The sequence below is a fragment of the Thiopseudomonas denitrificans genome (genome assembly GCF_002866065.1).
Taxonomy (GTDB): Bacteria; Pseudomonadota; Gammaproteobacteria; order Pseudomonadales; family Pseudomonadaceae; genus Thiopseudomonas; species Thiopseudomonas denitrificans.
Genome location: NZ_LNJZ01000008.1, coordinates 205,650 through 232,011, shown reverse-complemented (window position 1 = coordinate 232,011; position 26,362 = coordinate 205,650). Strand labels below are relative to the sequence as shown.

Sequence of the window (26,362 nt, the reverse complement as noted above, 5' to 3'; positions counted from 1 at the left end):
GTGAATAGCGGCCAATGAGGCTGGGTTGTGCAGCGTTGCCCTATGACTGTAAAACATAGAGAGTGACATAGGCCAAAGCGATATAGCGTCCGGTTTTGGCGATGCTGACCACGAGCGTAAAGCGCCAGAAGGGTTCACGCAGCACCCCAGCCACCAAGGTTAAGGGATCGCCAATCACAGGCATCCAGCTCAGCAGTAAACTCCAGCGCCCGTAGCGTTGATACCAGAGCTGAGCCCGTGCCAATTGTTCGGCGGTGGCAGGGAACCAGCGCCGATGCTGCCAGCGGTGCAGCTGTGTGCCCAGCCACCAGTTAATTTGCGAACCTATGACATTACCCAGCGCCGCGACGGCGACCAGCGAGACGACCGCGCTTGGCTTGAGGGTTAGCAACGCAACCAAAGCGGCTTCAGATTGCATGGGTAGCAGGGTGGCAGCAATACAGGCTGACAGCGCCAAACCCGCGTAGCTTATCCAGTTCAGCATAGGACGCTGACTACGTGCTGACTGTACCCTGTCAGCTGATATGCCGAACGCTGGCCGAGTTGCTTACTTAACAAAGCTGAGAAAAAACAGCATGAAAAACGGGGCGGCAATGGTCAGAATCAGCCCGCTGATGATGGCAGTCGGTACATATTCGTAATGGCAAGCCTTACGTACAAACGGCAGGGTGGTATCCATGGCGGTGCCAGCGCAGACACCGATACTGCTGTTGGCAAAGTTGCGGCCCAGAATAAATACGGCGGTCAGGCCAATCAGTTCGCGCATCAGGTCATTGAGCAAGGCCAGGCTGCCGTAGGCGTCGCCCAGATGTTGCCCAGCAATCGCGCCGGACAGACTGAACCAGCCAAAACCGGTGCTCAGGGCCAGGGCCACCGGTAAACTTTCACCAGTGATAAAACTGAGCAAAACGCCGGCAATGATTGAACCCAACATGACCAACAGTGGGATTTTCAGAATGCGTGGGGCTAGCCAAGAGCGGTTGATCGCTACTTGTGCCAAGTCTAGGCCAATCAGAAACAGCAACACATACAGCCAGTAAGTGATGTTCAACAGCACGACGCCGACACTGTTGTCATGCCAATGCAAACGATAGGAAAACGCACCGAGCAGCACCAGACCAAAAGCGATCAGGCATTCCTTGATCGGGAACCAAAGTGCTTGCCAGCCACTGAAGCTGGCTTCCTGCACTGTACTGCGCCGATTGAGTGGCATCAGGCAGATAAACACCACAGCACTGATGGTAAATGCGTAGATTGCTGCCTGTTTCAACACGTGAATACCGGAGGCAAAACTGCTGAAAACCTCGCCCGATTGCAGGCCAATGACAAACAGAATCACCCAGACCACGGGAGTGATACCGGCAATCAGTGGTTTGAGGGTGACTTTGGGCAGGCGTTTGCCCACCAGATAGCCAGCCAGCAGGTACAGCACAATGGGCAGGAAAGTAGCGAAAATAGTGGACAGCTGAGAGAGCACGGAGCAGGACTTAATGTGAAATGAGCTAACAGGGCAGCTGCCATTAATGCGGCAAGCGAAGGACGCAACACTATAGCGTACGGCCTCTGGTTTTTATAGCGCCGAGTGAGCCGTGCGTCACCCTATGTATGCGGGATGTGTGCAGGCTGGCTGCTGGTTCAGTGGTGTTCGTCACGCTGCGGCTGGCGCAGTGTGACGGACACTGTGTAGCGCATTTTGCGCGCGGTGACGATGTGACGTCAGGTCTGCTGCATTTCCTGAACCAGGCAGGCAACCAGTTCAGAGGCTGGCAGAACACGACTGCGGTGAGCTGAGGTACCCGCCCAATAAGGTGCGAAATCATGACTGCCTTTGGCAGCAGCGGCAGCATGCAGTGCTTTGGCGGCGCTGTAGGCTTGCGGATAGCCGGCAAGTTCGCCCACATGGGGACTGATTTCACGATGACTGCGATTGACCATGCCACGTGCCGGCCGGCCGGAGAAAATCGCCGTCACTGCGGTTTCGCTGGCTGCCGGTGACAGCAGTTGCTCACGGTAGGCAGCGGGAGCGGCAGACTCGGGGCAGCTGATGAATGCCGTACCCAGCTGCGCCGCACTGGCACCTGCCTGCAATACACGGGTGATGTCTTTGCCATCCATCAGGCCGCCGGTAGCGACGATAGGCAGGCTGGTAGCTTCTTTCAGCTGTGCCAGCAGCTCATCCAGCAACAGGCCGGACTCCTGCTTCGGGTCGAACAGGCCACGGTGGCCGCCTGCTTCATAGCCCTGGGCGACAATGGCGTCCAGGCCAGCTGCCTCGATGGCGCGGGCCTCTTCCACGCAGGTGGCGCAGCCCATCAGATAGATGCCGGCATCTTTCAGTGCAGTGATGGCCTCGGCACCCGGCAAACCGAAGTGGAAGCTGACCACGGCCGGACGCTCTTCCAGCAGCATGTCGAGCATGGCTCCGTTGTCGATAAAGCTGTCGTAGCCGGCGTCCAGGGCTGCTGGTGGCTCGGCATCCAATTCGGCAAACCAGGGCTGCAGCCGCTTGAGCCAGTTGCTCTCACGTTCCTGATCAGCCGGATCGGCCACATGACAGAAGAAGTTGACGTTGAACGGCTTGTCGGTCAGTTGCCTGGTCTGGCGGATCTGCTCGCGGGCGGTTTCCACCGATACGTTGCCCAGTCCCAGCGCACCCAGCCCACCGGCGTTGCTGACAGCTGCGGCCAGTGCCGGGGTTGCGGTGCCGGCCATGGGCGCCTGGAAAATCGGATATTGCAGACCGATACGGGACAGCAGGGTGTTGCTTGCGGACATGGTGGAGCCTCCGGAGTCGGCTCGGAATTACCTGGTCAGCACCACATAGAGAATGCTAGCGGCCAGAATGCCGAGAAAAATGATGTATTTGCTGCTGAGCAGCGGGCGTTTTTGCGGATCGTTCATGAAAAGCCTGAAAGCATGGATAAAAGATAACAGCGTCATCCTAGAGTTTTTCTGCCATGACTGCCAGCAGCAAGGCCTCGGGCAGAAAACGGAGGGATCTCCTCTACCTACGAAAACTTTACCTGGAACGACTAAATCCAAGCTAGCTACTGAGTCGTTTTGTTATTTAAAAAATACAAGCCGACCTAGGTTGTACATCTGGCCAGCTGTTAACACTCCATAAACATCACGAACCAGCTCATGTTAGGGATGTAGGGTTTGTTCTTTTAAATCATTGAGTTAAGTCATGAGGCGTTTTGCAGTATTACGCTAGTAGGTTAAGCCTCAGCTTAACTAAGCTTAATATAATTCTGGTTTAACAGGATTAACCAAGCGTGCAGACTGAGATCAAGCTCATGCAGGAGTCCACATAGGTTTCTGTCATGGGCTAACTGACTACAAATATAATAAATGTCGGAGCAACTACAGATGATTAACATAAAGATCAAACCACTCGTGGGTTCGTGCGTTCTTGCCGCCTCACTCATCTTCCCTGCTATACAATCTGCCCAAGCTGCTGTAAAACTCACCCTAGCCCATGGATTTCCCTCGGAGCATATTTTCCACCTAACCTCCACCACCTTTATGGATGAGCTGAAAAAAGAAGGGGCCGACATTAATGTTGACTACCACCCTGGCGGCTCACTGGGTGACTGGGCATCCATATTCGAGCAAACCATGGAAGGCGTTGTCCCTATGACCATGAGTTTCGGCTCATCTGAGTTTGACTCAAGGCTTGACCTAACCTTCATGAGCTACATTGTTAGTGACTGGGACCAAGCACTTAAAGCATTTGGCCCCAAGGGACAAATGACCGAAGTTTATAATGAAATCCTGGATGAAATGGACCTGGCCGTGCTTGGCCTGGTACCCACAGGTTTCGGCTCCATTGTTATGCGCAAAGGCAATACCGCCGAGCCCACCAACCTGCCTGTCGACAGTAAAGGTATTAAGATTCGTGTGCCTGCCATCCAGGTCGGTATCGAGCGCTTTAAAAGCTTTGGCTTTAACCCTGTCCCCATCCCCCTGTCTGAGCTCTACACCGCACTGCAACTGGGCACTGTTGATGCCAGCGGTATTCAAACAGCCTCTGATGTTTGGCTGATTCGCGATGTGGTTGAATCTTACGTGCTCACCAAAGACTACTTTGAGCATGCTTTCTGGGTGGTTAATAAGTCCTGGCTGAAAAAGCTGTCGGAAGAAGATCGCCAAAAACTCTACACCGCTGCCGAAGCAACCATGGCCAAGGTCTGGGAAGAAGCCCAAGCGGTTGACGCTAAATTTCTCGAAAAAGTCCGAGATTCAGGCATCAAAATTGTTGAGCTAAGCGACGAAGAATCCGCCAAAGCCAAACAGATTGCCTACGACAACGAATGGCCATTCATGGCCAAGTCTCTTGGCCCAAAAATCATGGGCATACTGCGTAATATTGCAGGCCTAAATTAGCTTTAATCCATGTAAGACTCGCTGCCTTCTAGGCAGCGAGATCATCCTTATGACATTTAAAGTTAAGGTTAGACCATGAAGAATAATCAATTATCTTCCATGCAGACCATCTCCGTAACCAAGATTTATGACTATGACCCTGATCTTAGTTACCGCCCTGTTCGTCCGCACTTACACGCAATTCCCGCAAAGCCAGAATCCAAGATTGATAAGTATCTAATGTGCTTTGAGCAGATACTTAACTTCATCTTTAAAAGCCTTATGGTGGCCACTTGCCTGGCATTATCTTTTCTGGTTTTTTCTCAGGTTATAACCCGCTACTTTATGGACTCTTCATTCAACGGCATTGAAGAGACTTCCATCCTACTTGCCGTCTGGGTTTACTTTCTGGGCATGGGCTACGCAACGCGCAAGCGAGAGCACATCCATGGCGGAATCGTCACCCTGGTAGTTAAAAGCCAGCGTAAAATCGCCTGGATTCGTCTTATCAACACAGTCATCTGCATGCTTGCCGCCTGCTTTTTTGGCTACTTCGCTTACAAATACGCTATTGGGGAAATCCTGAAAGGCAGAGTGAGCCCAACACTGCGCTGGCCCCGTGGTATCTGGAGCGCCAGCATGATTGTTGGCTTTACCATGATGGTTGGTTATTTCCTTCTCGAAGCCATTACTCAATATAGGGATCTACTCAAACCATCCAGCAAGAGCAGTGATAACTCGGCTCAGGATCAAGTGGTTCCAACCACAACACAGATTGAAAGTCAGGAGGTTTAAGCCATGACTTTATTTCTAATTGCGATGCTGGTGATTATCGTCCTGGTGCTTATGGAGGTGCCGGTTGCTTTTGCCTTTGGCATTGGCGCTGTGTTCTTTGCCTACACCACAGGCAACGATATCTCTTTTTTAATTCCCCATGGTTTTAAAACAGCAAGTGGCTTTGCCTTAATCGCTATGCCTTTATTTATTTTTGCTGGCTTGCTCATGGCTGAGGGGGGAATTTCAGAACGGCTGCTTAACTTTGTTAACTCCTTTGTCGGACGCATCAAAGGTGGCTTGGGCGCAGTCACCGTACTGACCTGTGCGCTGTTTGGTGCTATCTCGGGTAGCTCTTCTGCGGCTATCGCTGCTGTGGGTCAAATCATGATCCCGCGCATGGTTCAAGAGGGCTACCCGCCTGGCCATGCCACTGCGCTGGTTGCTTGCTCTTCGGTGCTGGCCCTGCTTATTCCTCCCAGCATTCCCATGATTGTCTTTTCAATTGCGGGTGGTATTTCGGTAGGGGCTGCATTTTTGTCCACCATTATTCCGGGCATTATGCTGGCAATTATTTACTGCGTATTGAATGTCTGGTTTTTGCGTAAAGACACCAACATCAAAGTCGATCCACCCCTGCCCTTTAAGCAAGCTGCCAAAGGCGTAGTTAAAAGCGGATATAACGCCTGGTTTGCACTGTTAATGCCGGTCATTATTCTGGGCGCCATTTACAGTGGCATTGCAACACCAACCGAAGCCGCAGCCATTGCCGTTATTTATTCCATTCCTGTGGGTCTGTTTATTTATAAGGGCATGAGCATTAAGTCCCTAGGTTCTGTGACTGTACGCGCAGTAACCATGACAGGCTCTATTATGGCGGTGCTATTCTTCTTGTTTATCATGAGCCGTGCCATGATTCTGGAGCAAGTACCTCGCGACTTGGCTAATGCACTACTGCAAATCTCTGAAAACAAGTATGTGCTATTGCTGTTAATCAACCTGCTGCTACTAGTGATTGGTATGATTATTGATGATATTTCCGGCAGTGTGTTAGCCGCTATTATCTTCTTACCGGTCATCAATGCTTTGGGTATTGATCCTGTACACTTTGCTGCGGTAGTGGGTGTAAACCTAGGTCTAGGTAACATCTCCCCGCCCTGTGCACCCATGCTTTATATGGCAGGAGGGGTGAGTAAATTATCTTTAGATAGGTATATTAGTCCGACCATGAAATTTATCCTCCTAGGTCACTTACCCATGGTGTTCATTGTCACCTTTATACCGGAAATCTCCCTGTACTTGCCTAAGCTACTAATGGGTTACGGTGGCTAATAAGGCGATCCGTTAAGCATTAACAAGGGCTGCTGCTTAAACAAGAAACTGCAGCCCCTGTTAACTCTCTAGCAAAGTCGCTCTAGATAAAATAACTTTATTGGCCTTTAGCTGAGCCAACAAGCTCAATCAAATAGCTCGTCAATCTACCCACGCTGCTTTAGTTAAAAATAACACTTAGCTGACAATCTAGTATGTCGAGCCTTGCTCCTCTGTGCCCATAGCTCAAGTTAAACTAGTAGCCAGCATATAAGTTCTATATTTAAGTCAGCCGTATTTCTATGAGGGATTAAATCATCATGAATATTATTGTTTTAGGCGGAGGTGTCGCAGGTGTTTCTACCGCTTGGTATTTAGCCAAATCGGGCCATGAGGTCACTGTTATAGATAGGGCCAACTCTGTAGCGGACGAAACCAGTTTTGCCAATGCCGGCATGCTTTCCTACGGTTATACCAGCCCCTGGGCTGCGCCTGGCGTGCCATTAAAAGCCATGAAATGGATGATGCAAGACCTGGCCCCCATCCTGGTGAGCTCAAGCTCTTTTAATGTGCAGACCGCTAACTGGATGTTAAAAATGCTGGGCCAGTGCAACGAGGACGCATACAACCTTAACAAGCGCAAAATGCTCAGCATTTCAGAGTACAGTCGCACAACCCTTAACGAGCTGACCAACGAGCTGACACTCGACTTTGACCATAGGTCCCAAGGCACTATTGAGCTGATCCGCGATGAGGAAAAGCTTCAGGCTATCGAGCCCGACCTGGCCTCTCTGCGTGAATGTGGTGTAGAGCATAAGGTCATCAGCCATGCAGAATGCATCCAGCACGAGCCCGCCTTAGCCAATGTCGCGGAAAAGTTTGTTGGCGGCTTGCGCTTTCCTCAGGATGCTACCGGCGACTGTAATAAATTCACCCTGGCACTGGCCGAACACTGCCGCGCGGCTGGCGTAAAATTTCTGCTTAACACCGAAATCAACTCGCTAGAAGCCTCAGCAGGCCAAGTGATTGCGGTTAATACCTCGATCGGCCTGCTTAAAGCTGACGCCTATGTGGTGTGCCTGGGCAGTTATTCTCCCCTGCTGGTCAACCCTTTGGGCTTTAAGCTGCCCATTTATCCAATCAAGGGTTACTCCCTAACCTTGCCATTACTGGATGAATCCAAGGCGCCCCAATCCACTGTGATGGACGAAGCCTATAAGGTTGCAGTAACCCGTTTCGATGACCGTATCAGAGTAGGCGGCACCGCCGAAATTGCTCACTTCGACCTCAGCCTGCACGAAAAACGGCGCAAGCCTGCCGAGTTTGTAGTGAATGACCTATTCCCCGGGGCGGGCGACCTGAACAATGCAACCTTCTGGTGCGGGCTCAGGCCTATGACGCCTGACAGTGTGCCAATTATTGGTAAAACCCCTGTTAGCAACCTTTATATGAACACAGGCCACGGCACCCTTGGCTGGACTATGTCGCAAGGCTCTGCGCGCCTGGTTGCAGACATTATCAACAACCAAGAGCCCGAAATAGACAGCCAAGGCTTGTCGGTTTTCCGTTATGTAAAGTGAGTAAAAAGATGGCCAGACCTGCAGTTGCTGAAATCAATCTAAAAAACATCCAAGCCAACTTTAAATTGGCGTCCAGCTTTGCTCCCGCCGGAAAAACCCTAGCTGTAGTTAAAGCCAATGCCTATGGGCACGGGGCCGCGCGGGTAGCCCAGCATTTGGCGCAAGATGCTGAGGTGTTTGCCGTCGCCTGTATAGAGGAAGCCCTGGCTTTACGAAAGGCTGGTTTACAACAGCCCATCTTGCTTTTGGAAGGTTTTTTTGAAGCGGCCGAGCTTGAGGTCATCGCCCAGGAAGGCTTTTGGACTGCAGTGCATAGGCAAGAACAGCTGGACCAGCTAGCCCGCAGCGTGCTTGCCAAGCCCCTTTGTGTTTGGTTAAAAATTGATACAGGCATGCATCGGCTTGGCTTTAGCCCCGAGCAGGCGATTAAAGCCTACAACGACCTGCTCAACATGCCGCACGTCAAGCAGGTGGTGGTGATGTCGCACCTGGCCAATGCTGACGACAGCCTGGCTCCAGGGGCCTCGGTGCCAAGCCAGGTTGCTCAGCTGCCAGAATTTTTCTTAAACCCTGGAATTGAGCTAAGCATTGCTAACTCTGCGGCCATCCTAAGCCAGCCAACAGCGCTCAGGCACTGGCAACGCCCAGGCATCATGCTATACGGCTCATGCCCCTTGGCCATAGCCAACCAGCACAGCAACAGTCTACGTCCGGCCATGACACTAAAAAGCCAAGTTATTGCCACACGCTGGGTAGAACCCGGAGAAAGCGTGGGTTACGGAGGCCGTTTTGTGGCCGAGCGCCGCACCAGGGTAGGCACTGTGGCCATGGGCTATGCCGATGGCTATCCAAGACAGGCGGCAGAAGGTACCCCCGTTTTAGTAGATGGTCAGCGTACCCAGCTAATTGGGCGAGTTTCTATGGATATGTTAACCCTAGACTTAACCAACTTGCCCGATGCAGATGTAGGCAGTGAGGTCGAGTTTTGGGGTGAAAAGCTGTCTGCCAATGAGGTAGCCGCCCACTGCGACACTATCGCTTACCACCTGTTTACTGGCGTAACCGACAGGGTGCCACGCACATATATTGAGTGATGCCAGCCAAGTTTGGAGCTGCGGTAGTGAGGCTTTAAGCACGGCTGCCTCGGGATCTCCTGCGTCTGCTAACAGGCTAGATCGCCCTGCACCAACACAGAGCAACAGACAGGTTAAACATGCGGCTATATAGCTTGGCGCTGCTGTTTTGCAGCGGTGCCAAGCTTATTCATTTTCCCATTAACAACCTATTTAACTGCACACCTGCTAAAGCCAACCCAAGCCTAAGCTGGCTGCTGATGCCGAGCATGCGCAGCTCTAGAAGGACAAAAACATAAAGTTAAGCAATAACTAACCCATAGGTAAACACATCTGCATTTAACTTAACTATAGATCTGCTAGAAATGTACTTGCCTAAATACAAAAACCAAATGAGGTGTCTTCATGTCTACATTCGATACTAAAAAATCTGCCGGGCTCACTGCTGAACAACTTCAGGCGTTCTGGATGCCCTATACGGCCAACCGTCAGTTCAAAGCCGACCCACGCATGATAGTTGCTGCCGATGGCGCTTATTACACATCTGCCGATGGCCGCCAAATTTTCGATGGATTGTCTGGCATGTGGACCTGTGGTGCTGGCCATAACCGACCAGAAATTGCAGAGGCCGTACACAACCAATTGCGTCAGCTCGATTACGCCCCCACCTTCCAACATGGCCACCCTAAAGCCTTTGAGCTGGCCAACCGTATTCGCGATTTAATGCCCGCAGACCTGAACCACGTATTCTTCACTGACTCAGGTTCAGAAAGTGCAGACACATCCCTAAAAATTGCACGCGCTTACTGGCGTAAAAAAGGCCAGCCAACCAAGACTAAGCTTATCGGCCGCGCCAAGGGTTACCACGGCGTTAACTTTGGTGGCTTTAGCTTGGGCGGTATTGCGGGCAACCGTACAATTTTTGGCCAAGGCGTAGACGCCGATCACCTGCGTCACACCCTACTACCAGAAAACACCTTTACCCGTGGCATGCCAGACAAAGGCGTTGAGTGTGCTGAGGATTTGCTGGATTTGATTGCACTGCACGATGCCTCAAACATCGCAGCGGTCATTGTGGAGCCTATGTCTGGCTCTGCCGGTGTGCTGCCTCCACCAGTGGGCTACCTAAAGCGCCTGCGCGAAATCTGTGACCAGCACGATATTTTGCTGATCTTTGATGAGGTTATTACTGCCTTTGGTCGCGTTGGTTCCATGACAGGTGCCGAAGAGTTTGGCGTTGTGCCCGACATGATGAACATTGCCAAGCAGCTCACTAACGGTGCAGTACCCATGGGTGCTGTAGTAGTTAAGTCGGATATCTATGAAACCTTCATGGAGCACGGCGGCGAGCAATACATGATTGAGCTGCCCCACGGCTACACCTACTCCAGCCACCCGGTTGCCTGTGCTGCGGCTTTGGCCTCACTGGATATTTTGGAAAACGACAAGCTGATCGACCGGGTAAATGACCTGAGCCCGGTATTCGAAAATGCTCTGCACAGCCTAAAAGGCACGCGCTATATCACTGATATACGTAACTACGGTCTAGCCGGCGGCTTACAGATTGAAAGCTACCCAGGCGAGCCCGCGCGTCGTCCCCATGAAATTGCCATGAAGTGTTGGGAGAAAGGTTTCTACGTCCGCTACGGCGGCGACACCATCCAGCTTGGCCTGCCCTTTATCGTAGAGCCAGAAGAAATTGATCGCGTTATCAACGCAATTGGCGACTCAATCAACGAGCTTGACTAAAAACTCACTGAATAGTGCCTGTGCTAAAACACTGGCCACTATTCAGCCTTGCCCCAAATTAATTTGTAAACAACAAAAACTATAGAGAGACAATTAATATGAAAACCATTGGACACTTGATTAACGGCACCCTCCAAGTTGATAACGGTCGCACTCAGGATGTATACAACCCCTCGACCGGCGAGGTCTCCAAGCAAGTTGCCCTGGCCAGCAAGGCCACTGTTGAAGAAGCCATCGCTGCGGCTGAAGCAGCCTTCCCTGCTTGGCGTAACACCCCCCCGCTAAGACGCGCCCGGATCATGTTCCGTTTTAAAGAACTGCTGGAGCAAAACTCTCAACGCATCCTAGAGCTGATTGGCGAAGAGCACGGCAAAATTTCCCATGACGCTATGGGTGAACTGCAGCGCGGTATTGAAAACGTTGAATATGCCTGTGGTGCACCTGAGCTGCTCAAAGGTGAGCACAGCAAAAATGTAGGCCCAGATATCGACTCTTGGAGCGAATTTCAGCCCCTAGGTGTTGTGGCTGGTATCACGCCCTTTAACTTCCCCGCTATGGTGCCACTCTGGATGTTCCCTATGGCCATCGTCTGCGGCAACTGCTTCGTGCTAAAGCCCTCTGAACGCAACCCGAGCTCGGCCATGTTTATCGCTCAGCTGCTGCAAGAAGCTGGCCTGCCCAATGGCGTAATGAACGTAGTAAATGGCGACAAAGAAGCAGTAGATACCCTGCTAGAAGACAAGCGCGTTCAGGCGGTTAGCTTTGTAGGCTCCACGCCCATTGCTGAATACATCTACACCACCGCCAACGCCAATGGCAAACGCTGCCAAGCACTAGGCGGTGCCAAAAACCACGCCATTATCATGCCTGATGCCGATATGGATAACGCAGTAAACCACCTACTAGGTGCTGCTTTTGGTTCCTCTGGCGAGCGCTGCATGGCCCTGTCTGTAGCTGTGGCTGTAGGTGACAAAGCCGCCGATACCCTGGTAGAAAAAATGCAGGAGGCCATGAAGTCTCTGAAAGTCGGTGCTTACTCCGACAAGAGCAATGACTTCGGCCCAGTCATTACCAAGGCACACCAAGAAAAGGTGGTGGGTTACATCAATAGTGCCGAAGAGCAAGGTGCAAAAATTGTCGTAGACGGCCGTAACCCTAAGGTTCCCGGTTACGAGAATGGTTTCTTTGTAGGCGGCACGCTCATCGACAATGTCAGCCCAGACATGCTCAGCTACAAAGAAGAAATCTTTGGTCCAGTACTACAGGTAATGCGTGTTAACAGCATGCAAGAAGCCATGGATCTGATCGATGCCCACGAATACGGCAACGGTACCTGCATCTTTACCCGTGACGGTGAGGCTGCACGCTACTTCTCTGACAATATTCAAGTAGGTATGGTCGGTATCAACGTACCGCTACCTGTGCCTGTGGCTTACCACAGCTTTGGTGGCTGGAAGCGTTCCCTGTTCGGTGACCTTTCCGCATACGGCCCGGACTCTGTACGTTTTTACACGCGCCGCAAAACCATCACTCAGCGTTGGCCATCCGCTAGCCTGCGTGAAGGGGCGCAGTTCGCCTTCCCATCCTAAACCCTGTTTGCATAACCGAGGCTTTTGCCCCTCGGTTATGCTTGTGGCCAAGGACGGCCAACCTTATCTCCCCCCTTTGTTCTTCTGGCTCACTGCAGCTATAGCCAACTGAATTGCCACAAGAGGCTCCGCCTTTCTCCTGTTAGTACTTAATAGGCAGGCTGTGAAGCAACGCCAATTGCCCTGTCTACAGATAGCGCGGCTTACCTACTGCCAACCTACGTAAGTCACCACAGCACCCTTTCATTTCTAGCCAGCAAGGTCGTCCCTGTATTTAGTCTAAGCAGGCTTGTTTTAGCCCATATATTGAGCTAAACATTGACTTAATAATAAATGGTTATGAGAGCACTAAACAATGCGCAAGGTAAATGTACTTAACCAGGTCACCGACTTCGATCTTCGTTTGCTGCGGATCTTCAAGGTGGTGGTGGAAAGCGGCGGCTTTTCTGCAGCAGAAAGCACGCTAGGCATTACCAAGTCGGCCATTAGTCAGCACATGAGCGACCTTGAAAAAAGGCTGGGATTAAGGCTCTGCCAACGCGGACGAGCGGGCTTTAGCCTCACAGACGAAGGCGCTGAAGTTCTGCAAGCCACCAATTCTTTGTTGTTATCAATCGAAGACTTTAGGTCAGAAATTAACCAACTCAACAAACAACTAAAGGGCGTGCTCAATATTGGCATGGTGAACAACCTAGTCACCCAGCCGCAAATGCTCATTAGCCAGGCACTCAGCCGCCTGCAAGAAAAGAGCGATGGCGTCAAGATTGATATCAGCATGAGTACGCCATCAGAAATCACCAAAGGCCTGTTTGATGGTCGACTGCACGTTGGCGTCATTCCTTGGACTACCTCTTTATCGGGCCTAGAGTACAGGCTGCTTTACGAAGAGCGCTTCAATTTGTATTGCAGCCATGACCATCCTTTAGCTCAACACAAGGGCCCTATTGATAGGGGCATGATTTTAGAAGCCAATGCGGTAGTACCTAACTACCCAATGACCGAACAAGCCGTTGCTATGCACAAGTTTTTAAATTGCACGGCAACGGCCTCTGACCGTGAAGGCATTGCTTTTTTAATCATGACCGGCGCCTACATTGGCTTTCTACCCACCCACTACGCAGCAAACTGGCTGTCTAAGGGCGAGATGCAAGAGCTGGATGTTGGCTCCCAGTACTTCAACACTCGACTCGCTTTAGTGACTCGCCAAGGCAGACGTCCTAACTCAGTGCTAGAAAGCTTTCTTAACTTCGTAGACATATAGGATTGACTAAACTTAGCCAGGCTGCTGGCTCGTCAGCCCGCCACTTTCCACTGACTAAATGTAAACCGTAGCCAGCCGGTGCTTTGCCCCACCCAAAACAAAAAGCCCGGAAGGCTATGTAACCATTCCGGGCTTATAGGATTCACCACTGAAATAATCAGTAACGGGCATCCTTGGGTTTGGGCATGGTCGGCCAGTCGTTGACCTTGCCGGGAAAGTCCGGGCGCGGCTTGTGGGCGAAGAACTCGGACACATCCACGGCATCCTGGTCGCTGAGCACGTTGCCGTGGCCCCACAGGCCTTTGACCTGGATACCCATCGGCATGTTGTACTTCACGAAGGACGCCGCCTTGTAGGTACGGGCCAGGCCGGCGCCGATGTTGAACGACTCGTCACCCCAGAGTGGCGGGAAGACGATGTCGCCACGGCTGTCCTTGATGCCTTCACCGTTGTCACCATGACAGGTGGCGCACTGGGCATAGTAGATCTGCTCGCCACGCACAGGGTCGGCCACCAGAGACTCGTCTACCGCACCGGCGTTGCGGATGTCCACCAGCTGCTCCTTGGGTACGTTCTGCGACAGCCACTTCATGTAGGCGATCATTGCCTGCATCTCTTCCGACTCCGGCGGCAGCGGCTTGCCGTTCATCGAGCGCTGGAAACAGCCATTGATGCGCTGTACCAGATTCACTTCCTTGCCGGCACGCGGCATCACGCGAGGGTAGAAGTTATAGCTGTTGATGTAGGGGTCGCCGAGCGGGATCTTGCCCTGGGCGATGTGACAGCTGTTGCAGTTCATTGCCGCGCCGACATGATCAGGCAGCAGGCGCTTGGTCTCGTTGAGCAGGCGCTTGCCGTAGAAAATCTGCTCGGCATTGGGCTCGTCAAGGATGGCGGTGTCCTGGGGGATGGTATAGACCTTGATGTCTTCGTTGGGGTCTTCCAGTTGTACCAGATTGTACTGGGCCGGCTGGTGGGCTGCGGGTGCAGGCTTGTCACAACCGCTCAGAAGCAGGCTGCCAAAAGCGACAGCCAGCAGGGTCAAAGGCAGCTTATTCATTGCGTCCTCCTTGGCTGGGTGGAGTGATGAACTCGGGTGGCAGGTCGGTGCCCACCCTTGGCTTGATGCTGAGGAAGTGGCGCATTTTCACCACGTCATCCACAGTGATTTCACTGGCCTGGTTGGTCCAGCTGTTGCGCACGTAGTTGACCACTTCGGCAATGTCGGCATCGCTGAGCATGCTGAATTCCGGCATGCTGAAGGCCATGCGGTCGTGCGGTGTATCCGGCATGCGGCCGCCACTCATGGTGATCTGCAACACCGAATCCGCATGGTCGGAAAACACCGCGGTGTTGCCGTCCAGCGCCGGGAAGATGCGCGGAACGCCCTTGCCGTCGGCGCGGTGACAGACGGTGCAGTACTCGACGTACAGCAGCGCGCCACGGGAGTCATAGACGCCATCCAGCAGTTTCTGCGTGGTGGTGTCTTCCCTGGCCGGCAAAGTCACTTCCTTGCCGGGTGCCGGACTCAGGGTTTTCAGGTAGGCGGACATGGCGTGCAGGTCCTGGTCGGTCCAGTACTGGGTGCTGTGCTCTACCACCTCGGCCATGGCGCCGAAGGCGGCGGTGATGTCGGTACGACCGGTCTTGAAGAACTCGACCAGCTCGTTTTCGCCCCACAGACCCAGGCCGCGGTGCTCGCCGCGCAGGCTCTTGGCACGCCAGCCGTCAATGATGGCTCCGGCAAGGAAGCGGTCGGAACCGGCGTTGGTCAGGCTGACTTCCTGGAAGCCGATACCACGCTCGGTGTGGCAGGAGCCACAGTGGCCCGGGCCTTCGACCAGATACTGGCCGCGGTTCAGCACTTCGTCATCGCTGTCCGGCTTGAACTCGCGCTCGGGGGCAAAAATCGCCTGCCAGTAAGCCAGCGGCCAGCGCCAGTTGAATACCGGTGGCAGCTCGCTGGGCAGGTTTTCCAGTCGAACCGGCTTCACGCCGGACATGAAGTAGGCATACATGGCGGCCAGGTCTTCATCCGGCATGATCTGGTAGGACGGATAGGGCATCGCCGGATACAGGGCGCTGCCATCCTTGCGCACACCGTGTTTGGTGGCGTTGATGAAGTCATCCAGGCTGTAGTTGCCGATACCGGTTTCTTTATCCGGAGTGATGTTGGTGGAGTACACCGCGCCCAGCGGGGTCAGCATGGGCAGGCCGCCGGCGTATTCCTCGCCACCCAGGGTGCTGTGGCAGGCCACGCAGTCGGCGGTACGGGCGATGTATTCGCCTTTCTTGATCAGCGCAGGGTCGTTGATGTCAACGCTCAGCCCGCTGCTGGTGGTGCGCAGGTGGGGCAGCAACTGCCCCAGGGCGAAGGCTGCGATCAGCCCGCCAACCCCGGCAATGAGGGCGAACTTTAGCCATTTTTTCATATGCCTGAATTTCCTGAATAGATGGTTTATTTATGAGAGCTGTTCACAGCCGGGGCAGCGCCGCGTTGTAAATAGCAGTTTATATACTAATAAAGTATATACTAATTACATCACAGATAGTAAGGAAATTATTTGGAAGCAGGCAATTTGGCTGCTGCTTGCTGGAGTGCGAGCTGCCGACTCTGGTTGCAGGTCTGTCAGGGGCGTCTTTTTACACCCTGCTGGGCTTTGGCGGTGAGCGGATCTTCCGGCCAAGGGTGCTTCGGATAGCGGCCGCGCATGTCTTTGCGCACCTCGGCATAGGCGTTGCGCCAGAAGCTGTGCAGGTCGGCAGTGACGGCCAGTGGCCGGCTGGCCGGTGACAGCAGATGGATCAGTACCGGCACCCTGCCGGCGGCAACGGTGGGTGTATGCTCCAGCCCGAACATGGCCTGCAGTTTGGCGGCCAGTACCGGGCCGTTTTCCGCCAGATAATCCAGTCGTACCTGCTGGCCGGTGGGGATTGTCAGCGTGACAGGTGCCAGCTGGCCCAGTTGCTGCTGTTGCTGGTAATCGAGCAGACCGTTCAGGGCATTGTGCAGTTCCAGCCGCTGCAGGTCGGCCCAGCGCTGCATGCCGGCCAGGTAAGGCAGTAGCCAGTGCTCGAGCGTTGCCAGCAGGGCATCGTTGCCGACATCCGGCCAGTCGTCCGGAAACTCCCGAGCCAGCAGTTGCACCCTTGCCTGCCATTGGCGTGCGCTCTCGGTCCAGGGCAGGCTGTCGAGTCCTTTTTGTCGTACCGCATCCAGCAGTGCCTGCTGGATCTGTTCGGGAGCGGGTTTGCCCAGCTCCTTTTCTGCCAGGACCAGCTGGCCCAATTTGCGCACATGGCGCAGCACCACGGTGCCGCGCTGTTCATTCCAGACGGCTTCTTCGTTTTCGCTGAATAGATGCGGCTGGTCCTGCTCCAGCACGGCAGGGTTGACCGGTGCGGACAGATAGATCAGCGCTTCGCGGGCGCGACCATCCAGCTCGGCCGCTACCAGCCACTGTTCGCGTGCCAGCGGGTCGTCCTCGCGCAGGCTGGCACCACGGCCATTGCTGAGCTGGTAGCGATGGCTTTGTGCCCGGCGCAGGCCGATGCGGTCGGGATAGGCCAGTGCCAGCAGGCGGCCGGCCTGTTCGGGGGTTGGCAGAGTGCCGGGCTTGCCCCGGTGCAGCTGTCTGGCCGACTGGCGCACGGCATTGAGCCGGGCCCGGTCGATACCACGCGCCGGACGCTCGCCATGCAGCAGGCGTAGCCGCTCGTGCAGGTCGGCACCCTCTTGTGGACCGAGCAGGTCACGTTCGCCGAGCAGGGCGGCAATGTCGGCCGCTGCCGCACCCAGCCCGAGCCGGCGTCCATGCAAAATCATGTTGGCCAGCCGCGGGTGCACGCCCAGCTCGCGGGCGGCCTTGCCGTTGTCGCTGATGCTGCCGTCGGCATTGAGCAGGCCGAGCAGTTGCAGCAGGTCGCGGGCCTGGTTCCAGTGCGCGGCCGGTGGCGGGTCGATCCATTCCAGTTGGGCGGGATCGCGGGTGCCCCACTGCGCCAGCTCCAGCACCAGGGTGGCCAGATCGGCCTCGCGGATTTCCGGCGGGGTAAAGTCGGGCAGGGACGCCTGTTCGTTCTCGCTCCACAGGCGGTAGCACACGCCAGGCTCGATGCGTCCGGCGCGGCCCTTGCGCTGTTCGGCCGAGGCTTTCGACAGCCGGCCGGTAACCAGCCGGTTCATACCGCTGTTGGGGTCGAATACGGCGCGGCGTTGCAGGCCGCTGTCGATCACCACGCGCACGCCCTCGATGGTCAGGCTGGTTTCGGCAATGGCGGTGGCCAGCACCACTTTGCGTGTGCCTTGCGGGGCCGGGGCTATGGCGCTGTCCTGTTCGGCGGCCTGCAGGTTGCCGTACAGCGGTGCCAGCAGCACATCCGGCGGCAGCTGGTCTTGCAGGCGCTCGGCGACGCGGCGGATTTCGCCGATGCCGGGTAAAAACACCAGCAGCGAGCCGCTTTGCTCCTGCAGCACCTGAAGGATGCAGCCGCACACCGCCTCGGCCAGATTGCGCTGCAGCTCGCGCACCGGCTGGTAAATGACATCCACGGGGTAGGCACGACCTTCGCTGCTGATGACCGGAACATCACCGAGCAGGCGGACAATGGGTGCGCTGTCCAGCGTGGCCGACATCACCAGCGTGCGCAGATCTTCGCGCAGCGCCTGCTGGCTTTCACGTACCAGTACCAGCCCGAGATCGGCGTGCAGCGAACGTTCGTGAAATTCATCGAACAGCACGGCTGCATAGTTGTCCAGCATGGGATCCTGCTGGATCAGGCGGGTGAGGATACCCTCGGTGACCACTTCGATTTGTGTCTCGGCGGAGACCTTGCTGTCCAGCCGGGTGCGGTAGCCGACGGTCTGGCCGGCCTGCTCGCCCAGCTGGCGCGCCATGAACTGTGCTGCCGTGCGTGCCGCCAGTCGCCGGGGCTCCAGCATCAGGATCTTGCGACCGTCACGCCAGGGTGCATCCAGCAGTGCCAGCGGTACCTTGGTGGTCTTGCCGGCACCAGGCGGTGCCTGCAGCAGCACTGTTGGGTGTTTGGTCAGGGCTTGTTGCAGCCGGGGCAGTATGGTGTCGATGGGCAGCATGGTTTGAGGTGCGGTGAAAATTTGGCGTCCACTATAGCGGACTTGGTCGGCCGGCCAAAAGACGGCTGCAGTTACGGGAGGGAATCAGGCCGATGTGCCGGCAAGCCTGAGCTGGTGGTAATCCCGGGCTTGCTGCAAGAAATGCTCAAGCACTTCCGGATCTTGCAGACGGTCTTCCTGCTCCAGTGGCAGCAGCGGATAACGCTGGCGCAGGGCGCTGGCAAAAATGCCGCTGGTGCGCTCCTGTAGCAGCCGCCCCTTGTCATCGTGCAGCTTGACCTCGTGCAGTCCGCAGCTTGGCGAGCGCGGCATCAGGATAAAACCGTCCAGGCTGGCGAACTCTTCCAGCGGCTGCCGGAAGCCGGCCTCAAGTTGCGGGCGCAGGTCTGCGCCGGGATTGTCCACCAGTACCAGCTGCGGATGCTCGGCAGGGCCGCTCAGCTGCATGGGCGGCCGCGGCGTGCCGAAGCCGGCGGCCGCCTCCGGACAGAAGCTGACCAGCTCGGCCTGTGCTGCCAGTTTTTCGGCACACAGGCTCGAGTATTTGTGGCCGCCGTTATAGCGCACGGGCAGGCCGAGCAGACAGCTGCTGATGCCCAGCCGTAAAGGTCCGCTCATGCCGGTTTATGCAGCAACTGCTGTAGTGCTGCCGACAACTCCGGGTACTGCCAGTCGAAGCCGCTGTCGGCGGTGCGCTTGGGCATCACATGCTGGCCGCCGGTAAGCAGGATCGACATCTCGCCCAGTGCCAGGCGCAACAGCCAGGCCGGTGCCGGAAAAATGGCCGGACGGCGCACCGTCTGCGCCAGAATACGGGTAAATTCGGCATTGCGCACCGGCATCGGGCTGCAGGCGTTGTAGATGCCCTGGCAGCTGTCATTGCTCAACAAGTGATCGAATAGCCGGACCAGATCATCCAGATGGATCCAGGGCATCCACTGTTGGCCACTGCCCAACCGGCCACCCAGTCCTAGCCGGAATACCGGCAGCAGCCGCGCCAGCATGCCGCCGTCAGCCGCCAGTACCGGGGCAAAACGCAGGCAGGCCACTCGGGTGCCCAGCTCGGCAGCGCGCATGACTTCCGCTTCCCAGTCCTGACACAGCTGGCTGGCAAAGTCCGCCACAGGTGCGGCACTGGTTTCATCCAGCTGCTCCTCGCCACGATCGCCATACCAGCCGGTGGCGGATGCCGACAGCAGCACGCCGGGAGCCTGGTCGCGCCGGCTCATCCAGTCGACCAGATTGCGGGTCAGGTCGATCCGGCTTTCCCGCAGCATCCTGCGCCGGCCTTTGGTCCAGGGCCGGTCGGCGATGGGTGCGCCGGCCAGGTTGATGACGGCATCCACCGCATCGGTGACGTTCAGCTCTTCCAGACTGCCGATGCCGCGCGCACCGCTGCACAGCCCGGCAACCTTGCCCGGGTCGCGGCTCAGAACGATCAGTGAGTGTCCTTGCTGGCTGAAGTGTCGGCACAGGGCGCGGCCAACCAGCCCGGTACCGCCTGTCAGTAGAATCTGCATGGTGAACCCTCCCTCTCTGCCTGAATCCTGTCATGGGTCCATGCATATATAGACCGAGGTTTCATGCAAGGGTGCAATAGTGGTGCTACAGAGGTATTGCAGCAGGGGATAAGCCTATTGGCTGTTCAGGCCAGATCACCCCATAAAAACTGCGTCAGGCTCAGCGCCACCACAGGTGCGGTTTCGGTACGCAGCACGCGCGGACCGAAGCAAGCGGCATGAAAGCCGGCACTTTGAGCGGCGGCGACCTCGGCCTCGCTCAGGCCGCCTTCAGGACCGATCAGCAGTGCCAGCCGCTGCGGGCGGACGTGGCTGGCCAGCGGCTCGACACCAGGGTGCAGCACCAGTTTCAGATCCGCCTCAACCACGCCTTGCCACTGGCTGACGGCAACTGGAGGATGGATCTGCGGCACCGAGCTGCGGCCGCACTGCTCGCAGGCGCTGATCGCCACCTGTTGCCAGTGCTCCAGGCGTTTCTGTGCCCTGTCGTCGTTCAATCGTACCTCGCAGCGTTCGCTGAACAGCGGAGTGATCTGCGCCACGCCCAGTTCGGTGGCTTTCTGGATCGCCCAGTCCATGCGCTCGCCGCGGGACAGCACCTGACCAAGATGCACCTGCAAGGGTGAATCGGGTTGACCGGGCTCGCCATCGTCCAACTCGACGGTGACGGACTTCTTGCCAGCCTCGACAATCACCCCGCGAAACTCCAGCCCGCTGCCGTCAAACAGCTGCAGGGCGTCACCGGCCTGCATGCGCAGCACGCGGCTGATGTAATGGGCGCTGGCTTCCGGCAGCTGGATGCGGCCGCTGGCAAGGGACTGGTCAACATAAAAACGGGACAGACGCATGGCGGGTTGCCTGTATGAAAACGGGGTGGAAAGAAGGCTGCATTGTCCGTAGGCTGGGCAGGAAACTCAACCATTCTCAGCTCTGGCCGTTTTTTGTACAGTTGCCGCCATTGCATGCCAATACTGGCCTGCATGCGGTTGTCCCATGGATATCCACAGCCTGTTGCACGGCAAAGGTGGATATCCACAGTCCGTCCCGAACGACCAGCAGCACAAGGAAATACAGCATGACAACCGGCAACCGGCACTGGATGGAGCGTGACCTGCGTGTGGTCTGGCATCCCTGTACCCAAATGAAAGACCATGAAACCATCCCGCTGATCCCGATCCGCCGTGGCGAGGGCATCTGGCTGGAAGACCATGACGGCAAGCGTTATCTGGATGCGGTCAGCTCCTGGTGGACCAACATCTTCGGTCACTGCAACCCGCGCATCAATGAGCGCATCAAGCAGCAGGTGGACCAACTCGAACATGTGATTCTCGGCGGCTTCACCCATGCGCCGGTGGTGGAACTGTCGGAGCGGCTGGTGCAGCTGGCACCGGACGGCCTGACACGGGTGTTCTACGCCGACAACGGCTCGGCCGGCATCGAGGTGGCGTTGAAAATGAGCCACCACTACTGGCGCAATGTCGGCCAGCCGCAGAAGAAGCGTTTTCTCACCATCACCAACGGCTACCATGGAGAAACCCTTGGCACCATGTCGGTCAGCGATGTGGCGCTCTATACCGAAACCTATCAGGCGCTGTTGCTGGACTGCATCAAGGTGCCGAGTCCCGACTGCTATTACCGTGAATTCGGGCAAGGCTGGGAAGAGCACTCACGGCTGATGTTCCGCCACATGCGTAAAGCGCTGGAGCAGCATCACCACGAGATCTCGGCAGTGATTCTGGAGCCGCTGGTGCAGGGTGCCGGTGGTATGCGCATGTATCATCCGGTTTACCTGAGCCTGCTGCGCCAGGCCTGCGACGAGTTCGGCGTGCATCTGATCCTGGACGAGATCGCCGTGGGTTTTGGCCGTACGGGGACGATGTTTGCCTGCGAACAGGCCGGCATCACGCCGGATTTCATGGTGCTATCCAAGGCGCTGACTGGCGGCTATCTGCCGCTGGCCGCGGTGCTGACCACCGAGCAGGTCTATCAGGCCTTCTACGATGACTACAGCACCCTCAAGGCTTTCTTGCACTCGCACACCTACACCGCCAACCCGCTGGCTTGCAGCGCCGCTCTGGCTACGCTGGAGATTTTCGAGCAGGATGATGTGATCGAGAAAAATCGCGAGCTGGCGCAGGTAATGAGTGAGGCCACTGCCCACCTGGCAGACCATCCGCACATTGCCGAGGTGCGCCAGACCGGCATGATTCTGGCCATGGAGATGGTGCAGGACAAGGCCGGCAAAACCCCGTTCCCATGGCAAGAGCGGCGCGGCATGCGCGTCTACCGGCACGCACTGGAGCGCGGTGCGCTATTGAGACCGCTAGGCAACGTGGTGTACTTCATTCCGCCCTATGTCATCACCCCGGAGCAGATCCGCTGGCTGGCCGAAGTGGCCACGGAGGGTATCGATCTGGCCGTACGGGACTGAAGTTCCGTCGGACAGGCGGGAGTTGACCTTGCTGTCCGGTAATTCCATAATTGGCCTTCTACAGGAGGACGACCTCCCCCGTATCGGGTATTCATTCCAGGACGACCTGGCTCGTTTAATAGAGTCGGGAGCATTCCATGTCCTGGTTATACCTTGTCATTGCCGGCGTATTTGAAATCGTCTGGGCCTATGCGATGAAACAATCGCACGGCTTTACGCGGCTGACACCATCCATCATCACCATAGTCGCCATGCTGATCAGCTTCTGGCTGCTGGCCGTTGCCATGCGCAGTATCCCGCTGGGCACCGCTTATGTCATCTGGACCGGAATCGGCGCGGTTGGCGCCTTTGTCGTGGGCATTGTCTTTCTGGCCGAGCCGCTCAATGCCTTGCGCGTGCTGGCGGCGGTTCTTATCGTATCGGGCCTGGTGCTCATGAAGTTTTCTAGCGGCTAGTGTGCAGGCGTTTGCAAGAAGATCTTAATCAGCTATATCGCTGTCAGTTCCGCTCATATGAAACGCATGTAGCAGCCTGTGGGCAACCGGTGTCAGCAGGATGCCAGTCATGACGATGAAGAACAGGCTGGCATAGAAGCCGTAAAAGCCGAGAAAGATCTGGCCGGATACACTTTGTGGCTGGGTCATGTGGCCAAAGCCGAACAACAGAAAGCTGGTGTGCATGAAGGCGGCACTCCAAGAGTGCCCCTCAAAGCGCCAGTAGCCGAGCATACCGATCAGCAGGGAAACGGCCAGCAACAGCAGCACCAGCAAAAAGTGCAGCAGGATACGCCAGATGAAGGCCTTGCGACTGATCAGAGGTTCCAGCCTGGACTCGTACATGATGAGTGCTCTCCTTGACTGTGGGCAACGGTTGTTATGCCAGAACGGTCAGGTCGCTGCGGTTTTGCGCAGCACCCGCCAGGCATCCCAGGAATAGACCGCCAACGCTGCCCAGATGAAGCCGAAATAGATCCACGAGCGGCTTTCGAAGGGCTCGCCAAACCAGAGTACGGCCAGAAGCAGCAGCACTGTTGGCGTGATGTACTGTAAAAAGGCGATGGTGGCATAGGGCAGGTGCTTGGCCGCCCCGTTGAAGCACAGCAGCGGCAACAGGGTGATGGGGCCGGCGGCGGCCAGCCAGAGCATCTGGCCGGTACCCCAGAATGCCGGTTGGCTGCTTTCCGCCTGCGGGTTCAGGCCCAGCCAGAGCAGCGCCACCGGCAGCAGTAGCCAGGTTTCGATGGCAAGGCCGGGCAGGGCGGCAACCGGAGCCTGCTTGCGGATCAGGCCGTAAAATCCGAACGACAGGGCCAGGATCAGGGCCACCCAGGGCATCACCCCCAGCTGGATGATCTGCAGGCCGACACCGGTGGCCGCCAGCGCCACGGCGACCCACTGCAGCCGGCGCAGGCGCTCACGCAGGAAAATCATGGCCAGCACCACGTTGACCAGCGGATTGATGTAATAGCCCAGGCTGGCCTCCACCATGTAGTCGTTGTGTACCGCCCAGACATAGGTCAGCCAGTTGACGGCAATCAGCGCGCCGGAGGCGGTCAGTGCCAGCAGGCGTTTCGGGTGAGCCAAAAGTTCGCGAAACCAGCCCGGGTGGCGCCAGATCATTAGCAGCAGTGCACCAAACAGTGCCGACCAGAGTACCCGGTGTACCACCACCTCGATCGCCGGAATGCCTTCCAATGACTTGAAATACAGCGGGAACATGCCCCAGGTACAGTAAGCGGCAAGACCGAGAATGTAGCCCCGGCGCGGGTTGGCGGTGAAACTCATGATGAAAGGCCTGTTGTGATGTCCACGGGATACCCCGCATGAAATAATCGGCAAGTGAAGTGACATGCATGACGGGCACGGTGTGACGGGAGTGGCGGCAGCAAGTTTTGAAGAGCGTTACCCGGGTGGCCGGTGCAGGCAGGTGCGGCCCAGTGTACTCCTGTTTCGACCGGTGCGGCAGCTTGCCGCCGGCCAGGTCGCTGCCGTGCTGTCACACCATACAATAGCCGGTCAGGATTATGTTAATGTGACCGCGCAATGCCGGGCCTTCAGCGGGTCGGCGCATATCAACAACGCAGATTTAACGCTATCGACAGCATCGGCTTGTCGCATATTCCGGCAGGAGGGCAGGTGATCAAGGCACAAGGAAACAACCGGTTGCAAATGGTGGTGCTGGGTGTCAGCGCAGTGTTGTTGCTGACGCTACTGGGGCTGCTGGGCCGGCAATGGCTGTCTGGCCCGGATGCCCGGCAGCAAGCGCAGCGCGAGGCAGGCATTGTCCTGCTGTCGGAAAGTCGTGCGTTGCCGGTGGTGCCGCTGCGCAGTACAGCCGACACGGATTTTGCCGCCACGGCGCTGGCCGGGCGCTGGCAGCTGGTTTTTTTCGGTTATACCTATTGCCCGGATATCTGTCCGACCACGCTGGCCGAGCTGCGCCGGATCCATTCCGCATTGCCGCCGGCGGTGCGTGACCGTCTACAGGTGTGGATGGTTACTGTCGATCCTGACCGGGATACGCGTGAGCAGTTGCGGGCCTATCTGGATTTCTTCGAGCCGTCCTTCCAGGGACTGACCGGTGAACTGGCCGACATTCAGGCTTTGAGCCAGGCGCTGAGCATCCCCTTCATTCCGGGTGATACCGGCAAGCCGGGATATACCGTCGACCATAGCGGCAATCTGGCGATTATCGGCCCGGATGGCCGCCAGAGCGGTTTCATTCGTGCGCCCCTGCAAGTCGATGCGCTGATTGAGCAGTTGCCGCTGCTGATGGAGTGAGGGCGGGGCAGTGGTCGCCACGTTTTGGTCTGTAGGCAAGTGCTAGTGGCCTGTACGGCTAATTCCATTAGTCAATTTCGGCGTCTGAGGCTCCGATGCTGCGTTGCTGCTCCTCGCCATAGCCCCGCTATGACTCGTCACAGCGCCTTGCCCCGAATCCCCGGCCATCCGAACTTGAGTTAACGAACTAGCCGTTCAGGCCACTAGTGCAACGGATTGAGCAGCAGCAAGGTACAGAGGGTCAGCATGAACAGCGCTATGCCGCCGTCAAGCACTTGCCAGGCCCGAGGTTTGCGGAATACCGGCTGCAATAGCCGGGCACCGAAACCCAGTGCGGAAAACCACACCAGGCTGGCGGCGCAGGCACCCAGACCGAATGCCCACTGGGCCATGCCCGGATAGCGGGTCGACAGGCTGCCCAGCAGTACCATGGTGTCCAGATAGACGTGCGGATTGAGCCAGGTGAAAGCCAGGCAGGCCAGCAGTACCTGGCGACGGCTTGCTGCACTGTCCTGCGCCACGGCCAGGGCACTGGTGCCGCGCCATGCACGCTGTGCCGCCAGCAGGCCATACCAGGCGAGAAATGCCGCTCCGCCAAAGCGCAGTATTTGCAGCAACTGTGGCCACTGCAATACCAGGGCACCGATGCCGGCAACGCCAAGCAGGATCAGGGCCATGTCGCTGAGGGCGCAAACTGCAACCACAAGGCCGACGTGACGGCGTTGCAGGCCCTGGCGCAGGACAAAAGCATTCTGCGCGCCGATGGCGATGATCAGACCCGCGCCGGTGACGAAGCCGGCGGCGATAGCGGAAAGAAGCATGCGGTATCCACGG

Annotated in this window: 23 protein-coding genes; 11 read left to right on the top strand and 12 right to left on the bottom strand. The window is 56.5% G+C overall.

Going from position 1 to position 26,362, the window contains the following annotated elements:
* Positions 1-40: 40 nt before the first annotated feature.
* The 3 genes from AR306_RS08750 to AR306_RS08740 form a co-directional block, all read right to left on the bottom strand.
* On the bottom strand, positions 41-484 hold the full coding sequence (locus tag AR306_RS08750) for a YqaA family protein (protein WP_101497189.1): 444 nt from the start codon (positions 482-484) through the stop codon (positions 41-43).
* 63 nt (positions 485-547) lie between these two features.
* Positions 548-1,477 carry a lysine exporter LysO family protein gene (locus AR306_RS08745; RefSeq protein ID WP_133539664.1) on the bottom strand — a complete coding sequence of 310 codons (930 nt, stop codon included), beginning with the start codon at positions 1,475-1,477 and terminating at the stop codon, positions 548-550.
* 239 nt (positions 1,478-1,716) lie between these two features.
* Positions 1,717-2,775, bottom strand: a complete 1,059-nt coding sequence (locus AR306_RS08740) for an NAD(P)H-dependent flavin oxidoreductase (RefSeq protein ID WP_101497187.1) — start codon at positions 2,773-2,775, stop codon at positions 1,717-1,719.
* A 594-nt stretch (positions 2,776-3,369) separates the two neighbouring features.
* On the opposite strand from AR306_RS08740, the gene dctP reads away from it, so the two are divergent.
* The 8 genes from dctP to AR306_RS08700 all read left to right on the top strand — a co-directional run bounded on the left by dctP (position 3,370) and on the right by AR306_RS08700 (position 13,702).
* Entirely contained in the window at positions 3,370-4,386 is a 1,017-nt protein-coding gene (gene dctP / locus AR306_RS08735; protein WP_101497186.1) for a TRAP transporter substrate-binding protein DctP, read from the top strand.
* A gap of 75 nt (positions 4,387-4,461) precedes the next feature.
* Positions 4,462-5,160 (top strand): TRAP transporter small permease, encoded by a 699-nt coding sequence (locus AR306_RS08730; RefSeq protein ID WP_101497185.1) that lies wholly within the window; start codon positions 4,462-4,464, stop codon positions 5,158-5,160.
* Between the two features lie 3 nt (positions 5,161-5,163).
* Positions 5,164-6,471: a TRAP transporter large permease gene (locus tag AR306_RS08725; protein ID WP_101497184.1), complete on the top strand. Its 1,308-nt coding sequence runs from the start codon at positions 5,164-5,166 to the stop codon at positions 6,469-6,471.
* Between the two features lie 299 nt (positions 6,472-6,770).
* Complete coding sequence (locus AR306_RS08720) at positions 6,771-8,030, top strand: D-amino acid dehydrogenase (protein ID WP_101497183.1); 1,260 nt, start codon at positions 6,771-6,773, stop codon at positions 8,028-8,030.
* Between the two features lie 8 nt (positions 8,031-8,038).
* Positions 8,039-9,124, top strand: a complete 1,086-nt coding sequence (gene alr, locus AR306_RS08715) for an alanine racemase (protein ID WP_101497182.1) — start codon at positions 8,039-8,041, stop codon at positions 9,122-9,124.
* 384 nt (positions 9,125-9,508) lie between these two features.
* The gene (locus tag AR306_RS08710; protein WP_101497181.1) at positions 9,509-10,852 is read left to right on the top strand and encodes an aspartate aminotransferase family protein; all 1,344 of its coding nucleotides are present in this window, start codon (positions 9,509-9,511) and stop codon (positions 10,850-10,852) included.
* A gap of 98 nt (positions 10,853-10,950) precedes the next feature.
* Complete coding sequence (locus tag AR306_RS08705; RefSeq protein WP_101497180.1) at positions 10,951-12,441, top strand: CoA-acylating methylmalonate-semialdehyde dehydrogenase; 1,491 nt, start codon at positions 10,951-10,953, stop codon at positions 12,439-12,441.
* A 355-nt stretch (positions 12,442-12,796) separates the two neighbouring features.
* A complete protein-coding gene (locus tag AR306_RS08700; RefSeq protein ID WP_101497179.1) occupies positions 12,797-13,702 on the top strand; it encodes a LysR family transcriptional regulator in 906 nt (301 codons plus the stop codon).
* Positions 13,703-13,859: 157 nt separating this feature from the next.
* Here AR306_RS08700 and AR306_RS08695 read toward each other — a convergent pair whose 3' ends face one another.
* The 6 genes from AR306_RS08695 to AR306_RS08670 form a co-directional block, all read right to left on the bottom strand.
* On the bottom strand, positions 13,860-14,762 hold the full coding sequence (locus tag AR306_RS08695) for a c-type cytochrome (protein WP_101497178.1): 903 nt from the start codon (positions 14,760-14,762) through the stop codon (positions 13,860-13,862).
* Positions 14,755-16,134 (bottom strand): cytochrome c, encoded by a 1,380-nt coding sequence (locus AR306_RS08690; protein ID WP_101497177.1) that lies wholly within the window; start codon positions 16,132-16,134, stop codon positions 14,755-14,757. Before AR306_RS08690 ends, AR306_RS08695 begins: the two co-directional genes overlap by 8 nt.
* A gap of 197 nt (positions 16,135-16,331) precedes the next feature.
* On the bottom strand, positions 16,332-18,797 hold the full coding sequence (gene hrpB / locus AR306_RS08685) for an ATP-dependent helicase HrpB (protein WP_101497176.1): 2,466 nt from the start codon (positions 18,795-18,797) through the stop codon (positions 16,332-16,334).
* Positions 18,798-18,881: 84 nt separating this feature from the next.
* The gene (locus AR306_RS08680; RefSeq protein WP_101497175.1) at positions 18,882-19,415 is read right to left on the bottom strand and encodes a DUF523 domain-containing protein; all 534 of its coding nucleotides are present in this window, start codon (positions 19,413-19,415) and stop codon (positions 18,882-18,884) included.
* Positions 19,412-20,317 carry a TIGR01777 family oxidoreductase gene (locus AR306_RS08675; protein WP_101497174.1) on the bottom strand — a complete coding sequence of 302 codons (906 nt, stop codon included), beginning with the start codon at positions 20,315-20,317 and terminating at the stop codon, positions 19,412-19,414. The genes AR306_RS08680 and AR306_RS08675 overlap by 4 nt, the downstream gene beginning before the upstream one ends.
* 125 nt (positions 20,318-20,442) lie before the next feature.
* Positions 20,443-21,165, bottom strand: a complete 723-nt coding sequence (locus AR306_RS08670) for a 16S rRNA (uracil(1498)-N(3))-methyltransferase (protein ID WP_101497173.1) — start codon at positions 21,163-21,165, stop codon at positions 20,443-20,445.
* 227 nt (positions 21,166-21,392) lie between these two features.
* Between AR306_RS08670 and AR306_RS08665 the strand changes: the two genes are divergently transcribed.
* Complete coding sequence (locus AR306_RS08665) at positions 21,393-22,748, top strand: adenosylmethionine--8-amino-7-oxononanoate transaminase (protein ID WP_101497172.1); 1,356 nt, start codon at positions 21,393-21,395, stop codon at positions 22,746-22,748.
* Positions 22,749-22,885: 137 nt separating this feature from the next.
* The gene (locus AR306_RS08660; RefSeq protein WP_101497171.1) at positions 22,886-23,203 is read left to right on the top strand and encodes a DMT family transporter; all 318 of its coding nucleotides are present in this window, start codon (positions 22,886-22,888) and stop codon (positions 23,201-23,203) included.
* A gap of 24 nt (positions 23,204-23,227) precedes the next feature.
* Here the strand turns inward: AR306_RS08660 and AR306_RS08655 are convergent, their stop codons facing one another.
* Both AR306_RS08655 and rarD read right to left on the bottom strand, forming a co-directional pair.
* Entirely contained in the window at positions 23,228-23,587 is a 360-nt protein-coding gene (locus AR306_RS08655; protein WP_101497170.1) for a hypothetical protein, read from the bottom strand.
* Positions 23,588-23,635: 48 nt separating this feature from the next.
* The gene (gene rarD / locus AR306_RS08650) at positions 23,636-24,532 is read right to left on the bottom strand and encodes an EamA family transporter RarD (protein ID WP_101497169.1); all 897 of its coding nucleotides are present in this window, start codon (positions 24,530-24,532) and stop codon (positions 23,636-23,638) included.
* 384 nt (positions 24,533-24,916) lie between these two features.
* Between rarD and AR306_RS08645 the strand changes: the two genes are divergently transcribed.
* Positions 24,917-25,528: an SCO family protein gene (locus tag AR306_RS08645; protein ID WP_101497306.1), complete on the top strand. Its 612-nt coding sequence runs from the start codon at positions 24,917-24,919 to the stop codon at positions 25,526-25,528.
* Between the two features lie 203 nt (positions 25,529-25,731).
* On the opposite strand, the gene AR306_RS08640 is transcribed toward AR306_RS08645, so the two are convergent.
* The gene (locus tag AR306_RS08640; RefSeq protein WP_101497168.1) at positions 25,732-26,349 is read right to left on the bottom strand and encodes a LysE/ArgO family amino acid transporter; all 618 of its coding nucleotides are present in this window, start codon (positions 26,347-26,349) and stop codon (positions 25,732-25,734) included.
* Between the last annotated feature and the right edge of the window lie 13 nt (positions 26,350-26,362).